The 19,439-nt window shown below is 70.7% G+C and carries 19 protein-coding genes and 1 tRNA gene; 12 read left to right on the forward strand and 8 right to left on the reverse strand.

The window, feature by feature from the left end; translation table 11 throughout:
* The first annotated feature begins 13 nt into the window (after nt 1-13).
* Entirely contained in the window at nt 14-1,078 is a 1,065-nt protein-coding gene (locus G6G98_RS16260; RefSeq protein ID WP_164234504.1) for a methionine ABC transporter ATP-binding protein, read from the forward strand.
* Entirely contained in the window at nt 1,078-1,740 is a 663-nt protein-coding gene (locus G6G98_RS16265; protein ID WP_164234505.1) for a methionine ABC transporter permease, read from the forward strand. The genes G6G98_RS16260 and G6G98_RS16265 overlap by 1 nt, the downstream gene beginning before the upstream one ends.
* 46 nt (nt 1,741-1,786) lie before the next feature.
* Here the strand turns inward: G6G98_RS16265 and G6G98_RS16270 are convergent, their stop codons facing one another.
* Nucleotides 1,787-2,968 (reverse strand): epoxide hydrolase family protein, encoded by a 1,182-nt coding sequence (locus G6G98_RS16270; RefSeq protein ID WP_164234506.1) that lies wholly within the window; start codon nt 2,966-2,968, stop codon nt 1,787-1,789.
* A gap of 60 nt (nt 2,969-3,028) precedes the next feature.
* Between G6G98_RS16270 and G6G98_RS16275 the strand changes: the two genes are divergently transcribed.
* The gene (locus G6G98_RS16275; protein ID WP_164234507.1) at nt 3,029-4,012 is read left to right on the forward strand and encodes a helix-turn-helix transcriptional regulator; all 984 of its coding nucleotides are present in this window, start codon (nt 3,029-3,031) and stop codon (nt 4,010-4,012) included.
* Here the strand turns inward: G6G98_RS16275 and G6G98_RS16280 are convergent.
* Genes G6G98_RS16280 through G6G98_RS16290 form a run of 3 tightly spaced genes read right to left on the reverse strand, consistent with a single transcriptional unit; the run spans nt 3,999 to nt 6,929 of the window.
* Nucleotides 3,999-5,066: a winged helix DNA-binding domain-containing protein gene (locus G6G98_RS16280; protein ID WP_067358186.1), complete on the reverse strand. Its 1,068-nt coding sequence runs from the start codon at nt 5,064-5,066 to the stop codon at nt 3,999-4,001. The two genes, G6G98_RS16275 and G6G98_RS16280, sit on opposite strands and share 14 nt — an antisense overlap.
* Nucleotides 5,063-5,977, reverse strand: a complete 915-nt coding sequence (locus G6G98_RS16285; RefSeq protein ID WP_208321518.1) for a pseudouridine synthase — start codon at nt 5,975-5,977, stop codon at nt 5,063-5,065. Before G6G98_RS16285 ends, G6G98_RS16280 begins: the two co-directional genes overlap by 4 nt.
* A 16-nt stretch (nt 5,978-5,993) precedes the next feature.
* Nucleotides 5,994-6,929 carry a GlxA family transcriptional regulator gene (locus G6G98_RS16290; protein ID WP_164234509.1) on the reverse strand — a complete coding sequence of 312 codons (936 nt, stop codon included), beginning with the start codon at nt 6,927-6,929 and terminating at the stop codon, nt 5,994-5,996.
* A 107-nt stretch (nt 6,930-7,036) separates the two neighbouring features.
* Between G6G98_RS16290 and G6G98_RS16295 the strand changes: the two genes are divergently transcribed.
* A complete protein-coding gene (locus G6G98_RS16295) occupies nt 7,037-7,978 on the forward strand; it encodes an NADP-dependent oxidoreductase (protein WP_164234510.1) in 942 nt (313 codons plus the stop codon).
* A gap of 41 nt (nt 7,979-8,019) precedes the next feature.
* On the opposite strand, the gene G6G98_RS16300 is transcribed toward G6G98_RS16295, so the two are convergent.
* A complete protein-coding gene (locus G6G98_RS16300; protein ID WP_067358198.1) occupies nt 8,020-8,514 on the reverse strand; it encodes a MarR family winged helix-turn-helix transcriptional regulator in 495 nt (164 codons plus the stop codon).
* Nucleotides 8,515-8,521: 7 nt separating this feature from the next.
* Nucleotides 8,522-9,022, reverse strand: coding sequence for a GNAT family N-acetyltransferase (locus tag G6G98_RS16305; RefSeq protein ID WP_208321519.1), 501 nt, complete (start codon nt 9,020-9,022; stop codon nt 8,522-8,524).
* 118 nt (nt 9,023-9,140) lie between these two features.
* Here G6G98_RS16305 and G6G98_RS16310 point away from each other — a divergent pair.
* From G6G98_RS16310 to G6G98_RS16335, 6 genes are all read left to right on the forward strand, one after another.
* Nucleotides 9,141-9,212, forward strand: a tRNA-Gln gene (locus G6G98_RS16310).
* Between the two features lies 1 nt (nt 9,213).
* A complete protein-coding gene (gene glmU, locus G6G98_RS16315) occupies nt 9,214-10,644 on the forward strand; it encodes a bifunctional UDP-N-acetylglucosamine diphosphorylase/glucosamine-1-phosphate N-acetyltransferase GlmU (RefSeq protein WP_164234511.1) in 1,431 nt (476 codons plus the stop codon).
* 6 nt (nt 10,645-10,650) lie between these two features.
* Nucleotides 10,651-11,685, forward strand: a complete 1,035-nt coding sequence (locus G6G98_RS16320; protein ID WP_067358211.1) for a ribose-phosphate diphosphokinase — start codon at nt 10,651-10,653, stop codon at nt 11,683-11,685.
* Nucleotides 11,686-11,770: 85 nt separating this feature from the next.
* A complete protein-coding gene (locus G6G98_RS16325) occupies nt 11,771-12,259 on the forward strand; it encodes an FMN-binding protein (RefSeq protein WP_067358215.1) in 489 nt (162 codons plus the stop codon).
* Nucleotides 12,260-12,271: 12 nt separating this feature from the next.
* Nucleotides 12,272-13,135, forward strand: coding sequence for an FAD:protein FMN transferase (locus G6G98_RS16330; protein WP_164234512.1), 864 nt, complete (start codon nt 12,272-12,274; stop codon nt 13,133-13,135).
* A 22-nt stretch (nt 13,136-13,157) separates the two neighbouring features.
* Nucleotides 13,158-14,708: an FAD-dependent oxidoreductase gene (locus G6G98_RS16335; RefSeq protein ID WP_164234513.1), complete on the forward strand. Its 1,551-nt coding sequence runs from the start codon at nt 13,158-13,160 to the stop codon at nt 14,706-14,708.
* 20 nt (nt 14,709-14,728) lie between these two features.
* Here G6G98_RS16335 and G6G98_RS16340 read toward each other — a convergent pair whose 3' ends face one another.
* Both G6G98_RS16340 and G6G98_RS16345 read right to left on the reverse strand, forming a co-directional pair.
* Nucleotides 14,729-16,204: a sensor histidine kinase gene (locus G6G98_RS16340; RefSeq protein ID WP_164234536.1), complete on the reverse strand. Its 1,476-nt coding sequence runs from the start codon at nt 16,202-16,204 to the stop codon at nt 14,729-14,731.
* A gap of 26 nt (nt 16,205-16,230) precedes the next feature.
* Complete coding sequence (locus G6G98_RS16345) at nt 16,231-16,959, reverse strand: response regulator transcription factor (protein ID WP_067358226.1); 729 nt, start codon at nt 16,957-16,959, stop codon at nt 16,231-16,233.
* 183 nt (nt 16,960-17,142) lie between these two features.
* Here G6G98_RS16345 and G6G98_RS16350 point away from each other — a divergent pair, with 183 nt between their 5' ends.
* Nucleotides 17,143-18,573 (forward strand): ABC transporter permease, encoded by a 1,431-nt coding sequence (locus G6G98_RS16350; protein ID WP_067358229.1) that lies wholly within the window; start codon nt 17,143-17,145, stop codon nt 18,571-18,573.
* 27 nt (nt 18,574-18,600) lie between these two features.
* Nucleotides 18,601-19,326 carry an ABC transporter ATP-binding protein gene (locus G6G98_RS16355; RefSeq protein WP_243842155.1) on the forward strand — a complete coding sequence of 242 codons (726 nt, stop codon included), beginning with the start codon at nt 18,601-18,603 and terminating at the stop codon, nt 19,324-19,326.
* The last annotated feature ends 113 nt before the right edge of the window (nt 19,327-19,439 follow it).

Here is a 19,439-nt window from a genome sequence, read left to right on the forward strand (position 1 = left end):
CCGGAGCACCCACATGGCGATCGTCACCCTCACCGGCGTCTCGAAGGCGTACCCGTCGCGCACCCCCGGTGCCGGAGACGTGGTCGCCGTCGACGACGTGACCCTCTCGATCGAGAAGGGCGACGTGTTCGGCATCATCGGCTACTCGGGCGCCGGCAAGTCCACTCTCGTGCGCCTGATCAACGCGCTGGAGCCGGCCACGGGCGGCACGATCACGGTCGACGGCGTCGACATCACCGCTCTCTCAGAGCGCGAGCTGCGCCGGGTGCGCAGCGGCATCGGCATGATCTTCCAGCAGTTCAATCTCTTCGCGTCCCGCAGCGTCAAGGCCAACATCGCCTATCCGCTCAAGCTGGCAGGCTGGGCGAAGGCCGACATCGACGCCCGCGTCGCCGAGCTCCTCGAGTTCGTCGGCCTGTCGGACAAGGCCAAGGCCTACCCGGAGCAGCTCTCCGGCGGGCAGAAGCAGCGCGTCGGCATCGCCCGCGCGCTCGCCACCGGGCCGGCGATCCTCCTGGCCGACGAGGCGACCAGCGCGCTCGACCCGCAGACCACGCACGAGGTGCTGGACCTCCTCAAGCGGGTGAACGAGGAGCAGGGCGTCACCATCGTCGTCATCACGCACGAGATGGACGTCATCCAGACCATCGCCACCAAGGTGGCGGTGATGGACCGCGGCCGCGTGATCGAGCAGGGGGACGTCTTCGACGTCTTCTCGGCCCCGCAGAACCCCGCCTCGCAGCGCTTCGTCGGGACCGTCGTGAAGGGCATCCCTTCGCCCAGCGAGGTCGCCGTCCTCCGGGAGCGGCACCGAGGGCGCCTGGTCACCTTCTCGTTCCGGGACGGCGACTCGTCGCAGGCCCAGGTGTTCCTCGATCTCGCGGCCGCCGGTCTCGACTTCGAGCTCGTGTACGGCGGCATCAACGACATCCGCGGCCGTGCCTTCGGACACCTCACCCTCGCGATCCGAGGCGAGGACGCGGCGATCGACCGGGCGCTCGCCCCCATCGGCGAACGCGTGGAGGTCACCGAGATCGCCGGCGAAGTCGCCGGCGCCGCCGGAGAGGAGGTCCGCTGATGGATCGTCTGATGGAGCTGTGGCCCGAGTTCTGGGTCGCCGCGCTCGAGACCCTCTACATGACATCGATCGCGCTCGTCCTCGGCGGGGTGCTCGGCCTGATCTGGGGCGTCATCCTCTACATCACCCGCAGCGGCGGCATCCTGCCCAACCGCCCGGTGAACGCCGTGATGAACACGGTCATCAACATCTTCCGCCCCATCCCGTTCGTGATCTTCATCGCGGCAGTGTCGCAGCCCCTCGCCCGGGTCATCATCGGCACGGGCATCGGCACGAACGCCGGCGCCTTCGCGATCGGGCTGGCCGCGTCCTTCGCGATCGGCCGCATCGTCGAGCAGCACCTCGTGTCCGTGCCGCCCGGCGTCATCGAGGCCGCTCGATCGATGGGCGCGGGTCCCTGGCGGATCCTGTTCACCGTGGCGATCCCCGAGGCTCTCGGGCCGCTCATCCTCGGCTACACCTTCATCATCGTGGCGCTCATCGACATGACGGCGATGGCCGGTCTCATCGGCGGCGGCGGCCTCGGCGCCTTCGCGCAGATCTACGGCTTCCGCCAGTTCGAGCCCGTGGTGATGTGGGCGGCGATCATCCTCATCGTGGCGTTCGTGCACCTCGTGCAGCTGCTCGGCAACCGCCTGGCGCGGAAGGTCATGCGCCGCTGACGACGCAGACGGCCGCCCCGATGCCAGGGCGGCCGTCGCGCACGTCTCAGCGCAGCGGAGCGAAGAACTCGCGCAGGTCCGCGACGAGGATGTCGGGCACCTCCATCGCCGCGAAGTGCCCGCCCACCTCGTGCTCCTTCCAGAACACGATCCGGTCGTTGTCCCGCTCGGCGAACGGCCGGATCGAGTGGAAGTCGTTCTTGAAGACGGAGACTCCGGTGGGCGTGTGGTTGACGCGCTCAGAGACGCCCTCGCCGGCGTTGAAGCGCGCATCCTCCTTGTACTGCCTTGCAGAAGACCCGGCCGTGTTCGTGAACCAGTACAGTGACACGTGGGTGAGGATCTGGTCCCGCGTGAGAGCGGTCGGACGATCGAAGGTCGCCATGAGCTCGTTCCAGGCGAGCTGGCCGACCGGTGAGTCGGCGAGTGCGTGGGCCAGCGTCTGCGGCCGGGTGGACTGCAGCGTGGCGAACGCCGAGATCTCACCGAAGTCCTTCAGGATCTCGAGCGCCTCGTAGTCCTTCGGGCCGAGCTTCTCGAACTCCGTGGGGTCGCCGCTGGGGAACGAGAACAGCTGCAGCACGTGCGTGCCGACGAGGCCCTCGGGCGCGAGGATGCCGAGCTCGCGTCCGACCAGCGATCCGCCGTCGCCGCCGTGGGCACCGTACCGCTCGTATCCGAGGCGCTTCATGAGCGTGTCCCATGCCGCCGCCACCCGCGCAGAGCCCCAGCCGCTCTCGGTCACCGGAGCGCTGAACGCGTAGCCGGGGACGCTCGGGACGACGACGTGAAATGCATCCTCGGCTCGTCCGCCGTGCGCGACCGGATCGACGAGCGGCGCGATCATGTCGGCGAACTCGGCGAACGAGCCCGGCCAGCCGTGCGTCAGCACGATCGGAAAGGCGCCGGGCTCTGCCGAGCGCACGTGCAGGAAGTGGATGGGCTGTCCATCGACGGTCGTCAGGAACTGCGGGAAGGCCGCGAGTCGAGTTTCGACGGCACGCCAGTCGAACTCGTGCTGCCAGTACTCCGCCATCGCGCGCACCGCGGTGAGGCTGGCGCCGTATGCGGGGTCGGCGCCGGGCGCCTCCGTCGTGTACCGGGTGCGCGCGAGACGGTCGCGGAGGTCGGCCACGTCGGCGTCGGGGATCGCCAGCGTGAACGGAGCGATCCGCTCGTCGGCGAGGGGAGTGGTCTGCGGGATGCCGTTCGGCTCGTTGTTCGTCATGCCCCTACGGTAGGAATCAATGCGGAAGAATAGCTTCCGCATCATGAGAGAGGTTCGGCGGTGAATCAGACGGCCATGCGCGTGCTCCAGGTGCTCGCGCTGCTCCGGCAGCGGCGGGCGTGGACGGCCGCAGAGCTGGCTCGTCGCACGGCCGTGTCGACGCGGACGATCCGTGCCGACATCGCCCGGCTTCGCGAACTCGGCTACGTGATCGACGCCACGGCCGGCGCCGCCGGCGGCTACCGCCTCGACCGCGAGACGGATCTGCCACCGCTCATGCTGGACGACGACGAGGGCATCGCCGTCGCGATCGCCCTGCATCAGGTGACGACGAACTCGGTCGCGGGGATCGAGGGGAGTGCGGCGCGTGCGCTCGCCAAACTCGAGAACGTGCTCCCGCCGCCCCTGGCCGCTCAGGTGCGCGCCATGGAGGCCGCGACCGCGCCGCAGACTCGTGATTCCGGCGCCGATGTCGAGGCGTCCGTGCTCGCGGCCATCGCCCGCGCCGTTCAGGATGCCGAGTGGCTGCGGTTCGAGTACACGCCGTTCCAGGGCGAGCGCTCATCTCGTCGTGTGGAGCCGTACCGGCTCGTGAGCTGGGGACGACGCTGGTATCTCGTCGCATTCGACCTCGAGCGCGATGGGTGGCGCAGCTTCCGGGTCGATCGCATGGTGCTCCGCCCGCCGACCCGTCGACCGTTCACCCCGCGAGAGCTGCCGGCTGACGATGTGTCCGGCTATGTGCTGCGCGGCGTCGCCTCGGCCGGATGGAGATTCCGCGCCCGCGTACTGATCCACGCGCCCGCAGATGTCGTGGCAGACAGGATCGACCCGTCGGTCGGCCTCGTCGAGGCTGTCGACGACGAGCGCTGCATCCTCGCCACCGGAGCGGATCACCCGATGACGGTCGCCGTGCACCTCGCGCTGCTCGACCAGCCGTTCACGGTCGAAGGTCCGCCAGAGCTCCGGGAGGCGATCAGGACCCTCGCCCGGCGCTATGCCGAGGCGACCGTTGCGGCGGACCAGCCCCTCAGCCCGACGTGAACTCGAGCACCGGCTCGACGCCGAGGAAGGCGCCGCATCGTTCCGCGGCATCCTCGATCTCGGCGCGCTCGCGGCCATCGAGCCGGCGGTAGGGCGACACCGTGAAGACCGCCTTCGCGGCGCTCACGCTGCGCCGCATGCCGGCGACGATCTGCCCGTCGCAGAGCACCATGCCCATCGACGATTCACGCGCCCTGGGCACGACTCCCTCCGCGTCCAGCACCCAGCGCGAGTCCTGATATCCGCGGTACATCTCATCCAGGATCTGCAGCAGATGCGCGGGGCTGCGACCCGAGAACGGTGCGCTCCCCGGAACGTGCCAGTAGGTGCGCTCCTCATGCTCGAAGCACTCCAGCCGCTCCGAGACGGCCGAGATCGCGCGCCGCGCATCCGTCACGGTGAGGGTCGCCCAGTACGCGAGATCGCGATCGGTGGCCGGGCCGTGCGACGCGAGGTAGCCGAACGCCAGGCGGGCGAGCGCGTCGTCGCGGTCCACCGCCTCGCCCGCCGGCACCCGATCGTCCATCAGGGCATAGGTGTGCTGACCGTCGCGGGGCGCGCCGCTGATGATCATGCGGTGCAGCTCGAGCCTGCCCAGCAGCAGCGTCAGCTGCGAGGAGGGCAGCTCCAGCCCGCCCTCCGCGAGGGCGACGGCGATCTCGGCGCGGGTGAGACCGGGAGTGCCCGCGACGGCCTTCCCGATCGCATCGATGAGGTCGGTCATCCGGTCGGCCGACGGCTGCAGCTGCTGGTCGAAGACGGGCAGCACCCGCGGGGCGGTGAGAGCGATCAGCCAGCGGACGTCGTCGGCGTGCACGTAGTGCCACGTGGGGCGCAGCACGTGAGTGCGCACGACACGTCCGTCCGCCAGGGCCTTCCCCAGGTCACCCTGGTCTGGCGAGGTCGTGCGGGCCGCGACGGCCCATGCCGACTGGGCAGGGTTCTCGGCCTGCACGGCGAGCATGGTCCGCACCGCCGTCTCGGCGTCTGCGGCCGGCGCCTCGAGGAGCTGGGAGCGGAGGCGCCAGCGGGCGATGTCGCGGAGCGCCGTCACGCCGGGGCCTCCTGCAGGCGGCGCCGGGTCGTGAACGCGCGCGCCTCGCCGCTCAGCGGATCGGCGAAGCGCAGCTCCCTGGCCAGCAGCTGGAGCGGCTTCGCGAAGTCGTCGGGCGTCTCCGGCAGCAGGACCGGGTAGAACCCGTCGTTCAGGATGCCGAGGCCGAGAGCGGCGAGATGGACCCGCAGCTGATGCATCTTGCCGCTGTGCGGTCGCAGCAGCGTGTGCACGACGCGGTGGTCCGCATCCAGGATCTCGATGAGGGTCTCGGAGTTCGGCTCCCGTTCGTCGTCGACCCGCACGCACACCTCACCCCGGTTCTTGACGATGTGGTTGCGGTAGACGAGAGGAAAGCGGGAAGGATCCCAGCCGGCGGGACGGGGCGAGACCGCCTCGTACACCTTCTGCACCTCGCGGTTCTCGAACAGCAGCTGGTAGGCGCCGCGGGTCTCCGGCCGGGTCGAGAACATCAGCAGGCCCGCCGTCGCCCTGTCGAGGCGGTGGATGGGGGTGAGCTCCGGGATGCCGAGCAGGTTGCGCAGCCGCACGAGGGCGGAGTTCTGCAGGAACTTGCCTCCCGGCGTCGTGGGCAGGAAATGCGGCTTGTCCACGACGACGAGGTCGTCGTCCTGATGCAGCAGCTCGACGTCGAAAGGGATCTCCCGCTCGATGGGCGGCTCCCGGTAATACCAGACGAACTCCTCGGCCCCGAGTGGAGTGTCCCTGGTGAGGGCGCTGCCGTCGCGGGCGACGATCTCGCCGCGGTCGAAGCGGACCAGCAGCCGTTCCGGCTCGAGATGGAAGAACCGCTCCACCATGTACGCGGCGACGGTCGGCCATTCACCATGCAGCGGCACGTGCAGGCGGGTCGCTCCGACGCCGTCGCGCACCGGGAGGGGGGAGGGCATGCCCATTCCAGCTAGCCTACGCGGCCCGCGTGAATCGGGAGCGGTACTGCTGCGGTGCGATTCCGAGTCGCTCGCGGAAGTGCTTGCGCAGCGCCGCCGCGGTCGCGAACCCCGCGCGCGCCGCCACGTCGTCGACGAGGAGGTCGGTGGTCTCGAGCAGCTCCCTGGCGCGGTCGACCCGAGCATCGGCGAACCAGTCGCCCACGGTCCGCCCGGTCTCCGCACGGAAGCGCCGGGTGAGGGTGCGCACGCTCATCCCGAAGCGCTCGGCGACGGAGGCCAGCGACAGCGGTTCGTCGACGTGCGCGAGCAGCCAGCTCTGGATGTCGCTCGCGGAACCGGGGGCTGAGGATGCGACGGCCGGCCGGGCGACGAACTGGCGCTGCCCGCCTCCCCGGTGGGGCGCGGCCAGGGTGATCCGCGAGACCCCGGCCGCGACCGCGGTGCCGTGGTCGTGCGCGATGAGGTGCATGGTGGCGTCGACCGCGGCGGACGCGCCGGCGGCGGTCAGCACCGACCCTGTGTCGACGAAGAGCTCATCCGGCCGCAGGCGCACGCGCGGGAACCGCCTCTCGAACGCGTCGGAGGCGCACCAGTGGGTCGTCGCCTCCCTGCCGTCGAGGAGACCGGATGCCGCGACAGTGAAGGCTCCGGTGCAGTAGCTGACGATGCGCCGGTCGGCGTACGCGTGGAGTCCGATGGGATCCCCGGACGTCTCGGCGCCGCTCCACGGCGGCACGATGATCGTGTCGGCGATGTCCAGCGCCCTCCTGTCCGACATGGGCGTCACGGAGAAGTCGGCGTCTGTGGGCACCGGCTCGCCGTCGAGGGAGCAGGTCGTGACGGAGTAGAGCGGCGTCCCGTCGCGGAAGGCGGCCCGGAAGAAGCGCGCGGGCACTCCGAGCTCGTACGGGTAGACCCCGGGGAGGGCGACGACGACGACACGATGCATGGCCACATCATGACATATGTTGTCTTTCAAGCCACTTTTCGTGCGGGCGACCGTGGATCAGGCTGGATGTCGCGGTCGGAGCGACCGCAGGAACGAAAGGCGAACAGGTGCGTTCAGCGAAGTACTCCGGACCGGGAAGCGCGGCCGAGGTCATCTCCATCTCCGAGGTCGAGATCCCGGTCGCCGGGCCGGGCGAGGTCCTCGTGAAGGTGGGGGCCGTGGGGCTCAACCCCGTGGACGTGAAGATCCGCGCGGCCGCGACGGACTTCGGGCCGATCCGGTACACCGACCATCCGGGATGGGACGTCGCGGGGGTCGTGTCGGATGTCGGCGACGACGCGGGGGAGTGGGCGCCGGGCGACCGCGTCTTCGCCCTCGCTGCCTTCCCCGACGCCGCGCACACTCTCGCGGAGTACGCCGTCGTGCGGGCTCGCGATCTGGCCGCCGCGCCGGCGAGCTGGAGCATCGCGCAGGCGGGTGCCGCGCCGCTCGCCGCGCTGACGGCGTGGCAGGCGCTCGACGTCGCCGAGGTCCGCAGCGGGCAGCGCGTTCTCGTGCTCGGAGGCGCGGGCGGAGTGGGGCACCTGGCCGTTCAGCTGGCGAAGGCGCGGGGTGCCGAGGTGATCGCCACGGCGCGCCCCGGCAAGCAGGAGCTGCTGCGGAGCTGGGGCGCGGACACCGTGATCGATTACCGCGACGAGGCGGCGCTCGCCGGGATCGAGCGGGTCGACGCGGTCCTCATCACGGTCGACGACACCCTGCCGCCGCGGGGCGCGGTCGCCGACGGCACCGCGGTGGTCACCATCACCGGTCTCGCCGACGCCCAGAGGGCGCAGCTGGCCGGCTGGGGAGCCGACCCCGTGACGAGGATCCTCGTCGCGGCGAACGGCGCGCAGCTGACGGAGATCGCCGCTCTCGCCGACGCGGGGGAGCTGACCGTCCATCTCGACGCGGAGTACGGGCTCGACGATCTGGTCGCCGCCCACGAGCGCGTGGAGACGGGAAGGGTCACCGGCAAGGTCGCCGTGATCGTCGACGCGGACGTCTGAGGCCGGCGTGCGCCTGACCCGGGCCTGGCGCCCGGCCCGGGTCAGGCGTCGAAGCTGAGGCTCAGCTTGCGCAGCAGGCCGGCGAGCCGGTCCCGGTCGGCGCGGGACAGGCCCTGCAGCAGATCGGCCTCGACGTCGACGAGGCGCGTGATCGCGGCGTCCACCCGGATCCGGCCGTCGTCGGTGAGGGTCACCAGGACGCTGCGGCCGTCGTCGGGGTCGGCCTCGCGGCGCACGAAGCGGCGCCCGACGAGACGGTCGATGCGGTTCGTCATCGTGCCGCTGGAGACGAGGGTCTGCTGGAGCAGCTGCTTGGGGGAGAGCTGGAACGGGGCCCCGGCGCGGCGGAGCGCGGAGAGCACGTCCCACTCCCACGGTTCCAGGTCGCTGCGACGGAAGACGTCGCGACGGGCGCGGTCGAGGAGGCGCGTCAGCCGGTCCATCCGCGACAGCACCTCGAGGGGCGAGAAGTCGAGATCGGGCCGCTGGGTGTTCCACGCGCCGACGATCCGGTCGACCTCATCCGCCTCGCTCATCCGTCCATTATCCCGGGTCGACCCCGAGGGAGCCGGATGTCGCGGTCACCGGCGTCAGGGTCATGAAGGCGCTGTTCGGGTCGGGAAGATACCGCCCGAAGGCATCGCATTCGACGAATCCGGCGCTCGCGTAGAGGGCGCGGGCCGGTGCGAAGAAGGAATCGCGGCCGGTCTCGAGGGAGAGTCGGAGGATGCCGCGGTTCGCGGCGTCGTCGATGAGGAAGGCGAGCATCGCACGGCCGACGCCGCGCCCGCGCATGGTCGGCGCCGTGCGCATCGACTTGAGCTCCTCGTGCCCGTCCTCCACGGCGGCCAGGGCCCCGGTGGCGACGGCGTGGCCGTCGTCGTAACCGGCGAACAGGCGGATGCCCGGCTCCAGCAGTCGGTCGAAGGACAGGGCGTGCTGACTCTCCGGCGGGGCCGTCCCCTCCATCTCGGCGTGATGCGCGGCGACGAAGGCCGCCAGTGCCGGGGTCGCAGACTCGACACGCTCGATGACGATGCTCATGATGCCAGCATCTCAGGAACGTGTTTCCTCCGTGTGACGGCCCGGCCGTCATCGCACGCGGGTCGCGCACGGGCGGACATGGCAGACTTGACGCGCGGCCTCCTCCTGGGCGCCGCGGTCCGCCGTGGTGTAATGGCAGCACGACAGCCTTTGGAGCTGTGAGGTCTAGGTTCGAGTCCTGGCGGCGGAGCATGACTGAGAACAATCTCGCGATCATCATCCTCGCCGCAGGCCAGGGCACGCGCATGAAGTCGCGTCTGCCCAAGGTGCTGCATCCGATCGGCGGCCGTCCACTGGTCGGGCACGTGCTCACCACCGCCACGCGGCTGGGTGCCGATCACATCGAGGTCGTGGTCCGCCACGAGCGCGACCAGGTCGTCGCGGCACTCGCCGAGGACTACCCGGCCGCCGTCTTCATCGACCAGGACGAGGTCCCCGGCACGGGCCGCGCCGTGCAGGTCGCGATCGACGAGCTCCCCGAGGACTTCGACGGCGATGTCCTCGTGCTCTCCGGCGACTGCCCGCTGGCTGACGCCGACACGCTGCGGACGTTCCTCGACGAGCACCGCGCCGCCGAGGCCGCCGCGACCCTGATGACCGCGGTCGTCGACGACCCGACCGGATACGGTCGCGTGATCCGCGACGCGGACGGCGGGGTCGACCGCATCGTCGAGCAGAAGGACGCCACCGTGGAGGAGGCCGCCGTCCGCGAGATCAACGCCGGCATGTACGTCTTCCGCGCCGCGGTCCTGCGCGAGTACCTCCCAGCCGTCGGCGTCGACAACGCGCAGGGCGAGATGTACCTGACCGATGTGCCCGGGATGCTGCGCCGGGACGGCAGCCGTGTCGCGGCATCCGTCGTCTCCGACGTCACGGTCACCTACGGGGTCAACGATCGCGCCCAGCTCGCGGAGGTCGGCCGCCTGCTGAACCAGCGCATCGTGCGCCGCTGGCAGCTCGAGGGCGTCACGATCATCGATCCCGCGACCACCTGGATCGACGACGACGCCACACTCGCGCCGGACGTCACGATCCTCCCGCACACCCAGATCCTCCGGGCGACCACGATCGCGGCCGGCGCGATCGTCGGGCCGGACACCACGCTCGTCGACTGCGAGGTGGGGGAGGACGCGATCGTCCGACGCACCGACGCGACCCTCGCCGTGATCGGCGCCGAGGCGACGGTCGGCCCGTTCTCGTTCCTCCGCCCCGGCACGATCCTCGGCCCCAAGGGGAAGATCGGCGCGTACGTGGAGACGAAGAACGCCGAGATCGGCGAGGGCAGCAAGGTCCCGCACCTGTCGTACGTCGGAGACGCCACGATCGGCCGCGGAGTGAACCTCGGCGCGAGCACCATCACGGCCAACTACGACGACGTGAACAAGCACCGCACGATCGTCGAGGACGAGGTGCACACCGGATCGCACACGACCCTGGTCGCGCCCGTTAGGCTGGGAGCAGGCGCGAAGACAGGCGCCGGCGCCGTCGTCCGGAAGGACGTGCCCGCCGGTTCCCTGGCCATGAGCGTCGCGCCTCAGCGCAACATCGAGGGCTGGGTCGAGAAGAACAGGGCAGGCACGGGTGCGGCGGATGCCGCAGCCCGGGCTCGAGCGGCGGAGTAGGCACCAATGGCGCGCAAGAAGAAGACGGTCGATCTGGATCGGGACAACGGCATCGCGCCCGGACTCGTCGCCAAGACGAAGAAGCGGCTGGTCATCGCGGGCGGGCGCTCGCACCCCGAGCTGACGAAGGCCGTCGCCGCCGCGCTCGGCACCGAGATCGCACCCACCGAGCACCGCACCTTCGCCTCGGGCGAGATCTACTCGCGCTTCGAGGTCTCGATCCGCGGCTGCGACCTGTTCCTCATCCAGACCTTCGGCGAGCCGGTGAACGAGTGGCTCATGGAGACGCTCATCATGATCGACGCGGCCAAGCGCGCGTCGGCCAAGCGGATCACCGTCGTCGCCCCCTACTACCCGTACTCCCGCCAGGACAAGAAGGGGCGCGGACGCGAGCCGATCAGCGCCCGTCTCGTGGCCGACCTGCTGAAGACCGCCGGCGCGGACCGCGTGATGAGCGTCGACCTGCACGCGGCGCAGATCCAGGGCTTCTTCGACGGCCCGGTCGACCACCTGTTCGCCAAGCCGGTGCTGCTCGACCACTTCCAGCGCACCCTCAGCCAGGAGGACCGCGAGATCCTCACGGTCGTCTCGCCCGACATGGGCCGCGTCCGCGTGGCCGACACCTGGTCCGACAGCCTCGGGGCACCGCTCGCGATCATCCACAAGCGTCGCGACCCCAAGGTCGCCAACCAGGTCTCCGTGCACGAGATCGTCGGCACCGTCGAGGGCCGCACCTGCCTCCTCGTCGACGACATGATCGACACCGGCGGCACGATCGTGAAGGCCGCGCAGGCTCTCAAGGCGAACGGGGCGCACCGCGTCATCGTCGCGGCGACGCACGCGATCTTCAGCGACCCGGCATCCGAGCGCCTGCAGGACTCCTCGATCGACGAGGTGGTCGTCACCGACACCATCCCGCTCACGGAGTCGCGCCGCTGGGAGAACCTCACGGTCTTGCCGATCGCCCCGCTGCTCGCCCGCGCCATCCACGAGGTCTTCGAGGACGGCTCGGTCACCAGCATGTTCGGCGGCGACGCCTGACCGGTTCATCGTCACGGCACAGCCCGTGCATAGGACGGATGCCTACGGTCGATGGAGCACATCGATCCAGGACCGGAGGGCCTTCATGATCCGCACGACCGTACCGACCACCGTCCGCAAGGGCTCCGCCCTCGTCGGCATCGCCGGCCTCCTCGTCCTGGCGGGCTGCGCGGGCGCGGCCGACGCCGAGGAGAACCCCGCGGACACCGGCGCCGATTCGACCACGAGCGACTCGGGAGCGGGTGACTCGTCGACGGGCGGCGACTCCACGTCCGGCACCTATGCCGATGGCACGTACACCGCCGACGGCGCCTACCAGACCCCGGAGACGGTGGAGGAGATCTCCGTCACGCTGACGATCGCCGACGGCGTCGTGACGGAGGTCGAGGTCACCGGCGACCCGCAGGCGCCGGAGAGCCGGAACTATCAGGGGCAGTTCATCGACGGCATCGCCGATGAGGTCGTCGGCGTCGCGCTCGACGATCTCGACGTCAGCCGCGTCGCCGGTTCCTCGCTCACCAGCGGCGGCTTCAACGAGGCCGTCGAGTCGATCAAGGAGCAGGCCGCCGCGTAGGGGCCGGGCATCATGGCGGTCTGGCGATTCGACGCGATCGGCACCCGCTGGGAGATCGAGACGGCGCACACCCTCGACGAGGGACACCGTGCGGCCGTGGCCGCCGAGATCGCGCGGTTCGACGCCGAGTGGTCGCGGTTCCGTGCCGACTCGCAGGTCGCCCGTCTCTGCCGGGAGGGCGGCCGGCTGGCGGCGTCGGATGCGGGCGCGATGCTCGACGCCTACCGGGAGCTCTCCGCGGCCACGGCCGGCGCCGTCAACCCGCTCGTCGGCGACAGCCTCGCCGCGCTCGGCTACGACGCGGACTACTCGCTGACCGCGGCGGAGCCCCTCGCCGCGCCCGCGGCGTGGACCGATCTCATCCGGTGGACGGCGGACGGAGTCACCGCATCCGCTCCCGTGCTCCTCGATGTCGGCGCGCTGGGCAAGGGGCGGCTGGTGGACCTCGTCGTGGCGGTGCTCGCCGACGTCCCCGGTGACCTCGTCGTCGACGCGGGCGGGGACATGAGAGTGCGCGGCGGCGCCGTGCGCATCGGCCTGGAGCATCCGTACGACGCGGCGAAGGCGATCGGCATCGTGAGCCTGCGGGACGCCGCGCTCTGCGCCTCGGCCGTCAACCGCCGCGCCTGGGGAGACGGACTGCACCATGTGCTAGACGCCCGCACCGGCCTGCCGGTGCGCACCTGGGCGGCCACGTGGGCGCTCGCCCCGGACGCGATGAGGGCGGATGCCGTCGCGACCGCGCTGTTCTTCGACGGCGGCCCTGGCCTCGCCGCGGCCTGGGGCGTCGAGTGGGTGCGGATGACGACGGACGGCACGGCCGAGCGCTCGCCCGGCTGGCCGGGGGAACTGTTCACGGCCGGCCCTCGGGGCTGAGAAGTACGGAAGGGTAGAAGACGTGTTGACTGCATTCACCGCCATGAGGCAGCGGGTCCTCGCGCTGCTCGGCGCGATCTCGATGTACCGCCTCGTGCTGTTCTCGCTTCTCTCCCTCGCCGTGATCGCGCTCATCCTGTCGTTCTCGGGCCTCATCTCACCGCAGCCGCTCGCGCTGATCGCGTCGTTCGCGGTGCTCGCGGTGGCGATCTCCGCGGTGGACGCCGTGACCCAGCGGCTGCTGCACCTGCCGTGGCGCATCGAGTCGTCGCTGGTGACCTCCCTGATCCTGCTCTTCGTGCTGCAGCCGGGACTCGAACCCGCCCAGCTCGGCGGGCTCGCACTCGCGGGGGCGCTCGCGGCGGCGTCGAAGTACGTCATCGCCTGGCGCGGCCGGCACATCCTCAACCCCGCCGCGCTCGGCGCCGCGGTCGTGACGATCGCGGGGCTCGGCACCTTCTCGGCCTGGTGGGTGGGGACGCCGATGCTGACCATCCCGGTGGCGGTCCTCGGTCTCATCGTGCTGTGGCGCACAGAGAAGGTGCGCATCGTGCTGGTGTTCCTCGTCGTCGCGATCGCGGTGTCCGTGATCAGGCAGTCGGCGCTCGCCCAGCAGAACGGCCTCGACGTCGACGTGCTCCAGTCGCTCTCCTTCGCGGTGCTGCAGTCGCCGTTCCTCTTCCTCGGGGCGTTCATGCTCTCCGAGCCGCTGACCCTGCCGCCCCGGCGCTGGCAGCAGTTCTCCGTCGCCGCCCTCGTCGGGGTGCTCGCCGGCTGGCCGATCATGATCGGCGGCCTCTTCACGCTCGGGCAGGAGCGGGCGCTCCTCATCGGCAACCTGCTCGCCTTCGCCTTCGCGCTGCGCGGATCCGTTCGCCTCACGCTCGAGCGCCGGGACTTCATCACCCCGACGGTGCAGGAGCTCACCTTCCGTGCGAAGGGGAAGCTGGCCTTCCTGCCAGGGCAGTACCTGGAGCTGGACGTGCCGCACCGGCGGCCCGATGCGCGCGGCACGCGCCGCGAGTTCAGCATCGTCTCCGCTCCCGGAGATCTCCCCACGCTCCGCATCGCGTACAAGAACGGCGACCAGAAGCATCCGTCCAGTTACAAGCGGGCCCTCGCGGCCGCGGAGCCGGGGGCGACGCTGGCCGTCACCGGCACCTGGGGAGACTTCCTCCTGCCGCGAGGCGACATCCCGGTGCTGATGGTGGCGGCCGGCATCGGGGTCACCCCGTTCGTGTCCCAGCTGCGCCAGCTGCAGCTCGCCGGGCAGCACCGCGACGTCGTCCTCGTCTACGTGGTGTCCGATCCGGCGGAGCTGGCCTTCAGGGAGGAGCTCGCCGCCACCGATGCCCGCGTCGTCGTGTTCAGCCGAGAGGAGCCCGCGGCGCTGCCCTCGCACTGGACCTGGGCGCAGGGCGCGCGGCTCGACGCCGGCACGCTGGAGCAGTACGTGCCCGACATCGCGTCGCGGCACGCCTTCATCTCCGGCCCGCCGCGGCTGATCGCCGACCTCGCTCCTGCGCTGCAGAAGGCGCACGGACTCACCACGGACGCCTTCGCCGGGTACTGAGGCGGCGCCCCGCCTCCGGCTCAGTCGACGGACGCCGGCGCGGCCGGGTTCAGCGGGATGCGGACCGTGAACGTCGTGTCGCCCGGTTCGCTTGCGACGGTGATGTGGCCGCCGTGCCCTTCGACGATCGCCTTCGCGATGGCGAGGCCGAGCCCGGTGCCGCCGGTCTGGCGGGTGCGCGAGCTGTCCCCTCGGGCGAATCGTGCGAACAGCTCCTCGCGGACGCCGGGGTCGATCCCGGGCCCGTCGTCGTGCACCCGCAGCACGGCCTCGTCGCCTTCGCGGCTGACCCGCAGCGTGATGGACGTACCGGCCGGGGTGTGCGTGCGCGCGTTCGCGAGCAGGTTCGCCACGACCTGATGGAGCCGCCCGGCATCGCCGACGACGGTGACGGGTTCGTCAGGGACCTCGACGCTCCAGCGATGGTCGGGGGCTGTGGGTCGCGCGTCGGACAGTCCCTCGAGAGCGAGCCGGGTGAGATCGACGGTGCCGTGCACGAGTTCGCGGCCCTCGTCGAGTCGCGCGAGCAGGAGCAGGTCCTCGACGAGCCTCGTCATCCGCAGGGATTGGGCCTGGATGCGCTCCAGCGAGGTCGTCGTGCCCTCGATCACGGCCGGACCCTGCTGCTGACTGAGGGCGCGCAGGGAGAGCTCGGAGTATCCGCGGATCGATGCCAGGGGGGTGCGCAGCTCGTGGCTGGCGTCCGCCACGAACCGCCGCATCCGCTCCTCGTTCTTCTGCCGTGAGGCGAGGGAGCTGTTCACGTGGTCGAGGAGCTTGTTCAGCGCGGCTCCGACGAGTCCGGTCTCCGTGCGCGGATCGGCCTCGGATGCCGGCACGCGCTCGGTGATCTCCACCTCACCGCGGTCGAGGGGCTGGTTGGCGACGCGGGTCGCCGTCGCGGCGACGGCGCGCAGCGGACGCAGGCTCACCCGGATCGTGATCGCCGTGGTGAGGGCGAGCAGGATGAGCCCGCCGATGGTCGCCAGGACGATCACGGTGAGCAGAGTGGCGAGCTGGTTCTGGATGTCGCTGCGGGGGAGGCCCGTGACCACGATGACGCCGTCGGCGGTCGTCTTGGCCAGGATGCGGTACGAGCCGATGTCCTCGAGCGTGACAGTCGCGAACGGCCCGTCCTGGAGGGCCTCGCTGAGCTGCCTCAGCTGTGCGGCGCTCAGTTGCGCACTGTCGCCGCCGAGCGCGCCGTCGGCGCTGGCGAGGATGACGCCGCTCGTACCGGTGAACTGACCGGAGACGGCGAACAGCAGCCCCGGAACATCTGCGCTCTTGCCGTCGAGCGCCTCGGCGGCGGTGGCGTGGGTCGGCGGGAGCTCCGAGACCCATTGCGTCAGCTGGCCGGCGAACCCGCTGAGCTTCTCGTCGAGCTGCCCTTCGAGCGTCCTGCCCAGCGTTGCCGATGTGATCACGGCGACGATCACGAGGATCAGCGACACGAAGCCGATCACGGCGCTCATCAGCCGCGTCTGCAGGCTCATCGGACGCCGCAGCGCAGCGGTGCTGCTCACTGAGGCGCCTTGATCATGTACCCGACGCCGCGGACGGTGTGCAGCAGGGGCGTGCGGCCGGCGTCGATCTTCTTGCGGAGGTAGGAGATGTACAGCTCGACGACGGAGGACTTGCCGCCGAAGTCGTAGCTCCAAACGCGATCGAGGATCTGCGCCTTCGAGAGCACACGGCGCTCGTTGCGCATGAGGTAGCGGAGCAGCTCGAACTCCGTCGCCGTCAGCTCGATCTCGGTGCCGTCGCGGACGACCTCGTGGCTGTCCTCGTTGAGGGTCAGATCGGCGACTCGGAGAATGGACTGGGCGTCATCGGCGGTCGCGTGACCGGTGCGGCGGATGATGGCGCGCAGCCGGGCGATGACCTCCTCCAGGCTGAACGGCTTCGTGACGTAGTCGTCGCCGCCCGCCGTGAGACCGGCGACCCGGTCGCCAACGGCATCCTTCGCCGTGAGGAAGAGCACCGGGACCAGGCTTCCGGACTCACGCAGCCGCCGGAGCACGGACATCCCGTCGAGGTCGGGCATCATGATGTCGAGCACGAGGGCGTCGGGCTCGAACTCGCGTGCGACCTGCAGCGCCTCCAGGCCGGAGGACGCGGTGCGCACCTCCCAGCCCTCCATGCGCAGGGCCATCGCGAGGAGATCGGTGAGCATCTGCTCGTCGTCGACGGCGAGGATGCGCAGGGGGGAGCCGTCGGGACGGCGCAGATCGGGATGCACGGTGCTCATGCCCCTATTCTGCGGAGTCTCCTATGGGATTCCTATGGAATGGGCTATGCGTGGGCTGTGCGTGCACAGGACGAGGAGCGGATGCCGTATCCATAGGCTTCTCATCACGTACCCCTCGATCCCGCAGAAGTCGGCTTCCTAGCGTCGATCCCGGTCCGCGAAGTCCGCGGCGGAAGGAGCGAGATGTACGGAAGATACCTGCGGCGCGAACTGGCCGGCCGCAAGAAGCAGACGGCGATCGTAGCGGTGGGGCTGGCGATCGCGATCGCCCTTGTGATCATCGTCAACGCGCTCACGACCGGCGTGCGCGATGCGCAGGCGAAGGCGCTGGAATCCGTGTACGGCGTGGGCACCGACCTCACCGTCACCGGCGCCGCGGCGGAACCGGGGGCGGGCGGTCAGCGTTTCGACTTCGGCAGCGAGGACGGCACGACCGACGGCGACTCGACCACGCTCAGCCGGTCCACGCTGATGACCGAATTCCGCCGCGGGACGCTCGACGCCTCCGTGCTGGACACGGTGCTCGCGACCGAGGGCGTCGCCGCGGCATCCGGAGCGCTCAGCCTCACCAACTCGACGTTCAGCGGCGAGCTCCCCCGTGGCGGATTCGGTTCGCAGGAGGGCGACGAGGGGGAGATGCCGGCGGAGGGGGAGGCACCGCCGGGCGGCGGTTCGTTCGGCATCGACTCCTTCTCGGTGCTCGGCCTCGACCCGGCGGCCGACGCGGTCGGTCCGCTCGCCTCCACCGAGGTGAGCGACGGCCGTGCCTTCGACGCCGACGACGCCGGCGAGCCCGTCGCCCTCGTCGACAGCACCTACGCGGCGACCGAGGAGATCGCGGTCGGCGACGTCATCGACGTCGCCGGCACCGAGGTCGACGTCGTCGGCATCCTGGTCTCGGTCTCGGACACGGCCGACACCGCAGCCGACGTGTACCTGCCTCTGGACACCGCACAGGCCCTCGCCGGTGTGGAGGATGTCATCTCCACCGTCTACGTCCGGGCCGACTCGGCCTCCTCCATCGACAGCGTGCAGACGGCGCTCGCCGAGGAGCTGCCGGACGCGACCGTGACCTCGCAGTCCGAGCTCGCCGGCACTGTCTCCGGATCGCTGTCCAGCGCCACTTCGCTGATCACGAACCTCGGCAGCTGGCTGTCGATCATCGTCCTCGCCGTCGCCGTGCTGCTGTCGGTGCTGCTCACCCTCGCCGGAGTCTCGCGCCGCACGCGCGAGTTCGGGACCCTGAAGGCGATCGGCTGGTCGAACGGCCGCGTGGTCCGTCAGGTCGCCGGCGAGTCGATGGTGCAGGGACTGATCGGAGGCGCGGCCGGACTCCTGCTCGGCATCGCCGGCATCGTCGTCGTGAACCTCGTCAAGCCCACCGTCGCGGGTGCCGCGGAAAGCAGACCAGACGGCGTGGGCGGCCCGACCGGCGGAGGCGGCATGCTCCAGGCGTCGCAGGCGGCCGACATCGTGCTGCAGGCGCCGCTCACCGTGTGGGTGCTCGCCGTTGCGGTCGGCCTGGCGGTGCTCGCCGGTCTCGTCGCCGGCGCCTTCGGCGGGTGGCGCGCCGCCCGGCTCAGCCCGGTCGAGGCGCTGCGCTCGGTCGACTGACGGAATCACAACGAGAAGGAGACACACATGACCATCGCAGACACCGCACGCATCGCGGAGAACACGGATGCCGCCGCGCCGCTGTACCGCGTGAAGGACGTCACCCGCACCTACACGCAGAAGGGACGCGTCGTGAAGGCGCTCACCGGCGTCGATCTCGTGATCATGCCCGGCGAGTTCGTCACGATTCAGGGGCCGACGGGAGGGGGGAAGTCCACCCTCCTGCAGCTGCTCGGCGCGCTCGACAGGCCCACATCGGGGTCGCTTCTGCTGGCCGGCACCGAGCTCGCCTCTGCCTCGCCCAGGGAGCTCGGGCGGATCAGGGCAGAGGAGCTCGGCTTCGTCTTCCAGGGCTTCAACCTGATCCCGACGCTCACCGCCGCCGACAACGTCGACATGGCACTGGAACCGCTGAAGCTCGAGAAGGAGGAGAGGCGTGCGCGCGTCGACGAGGCGCTTGCACACGTCGGGCTCGCCGATCGCGGCGATCACCTGCCCGCGGAGCTGTCCGGCGGCCAGCAGCAGCGGGTCGCCATCGCGCGTGCGACGGTGAAGCGTCCTCGGGTGCTGCTCGCAGACGAGCCGACCGGGAACCTCGACGAGAGCATGCGCGACGAGATCCTCACGCTGCTGGAATCGCTCTGCGCCGAGGGCATCACGATGATCGTCGTCACACACGACTCGGCTGTCGCCAGGCGGGCGACCCGTCGCCTGCGGCTGGACAGAGGGGCCGTGCAGGACATCACCCGCTAGCAGGAAAGGCCCCCGGCGATGAGCCGGGGGCCTTTCCGATCACGTCAGGAGGCGTCAGTGGGTGTCTTCGGCTTCGATCTCGGTGCGGTCGCCGGACCACTGGGTGTGGAAGG

The organism is Microbacterium hydrocarbonoxydans (assembly GCF_011752045.1).
In the GTDB taxonomy this organism is placed as follows: domain Bacteria; phylum Actinomycetota; class Actinomycetes; order Actinomycetales; family Microbacteriaceae; genus Microbacterium.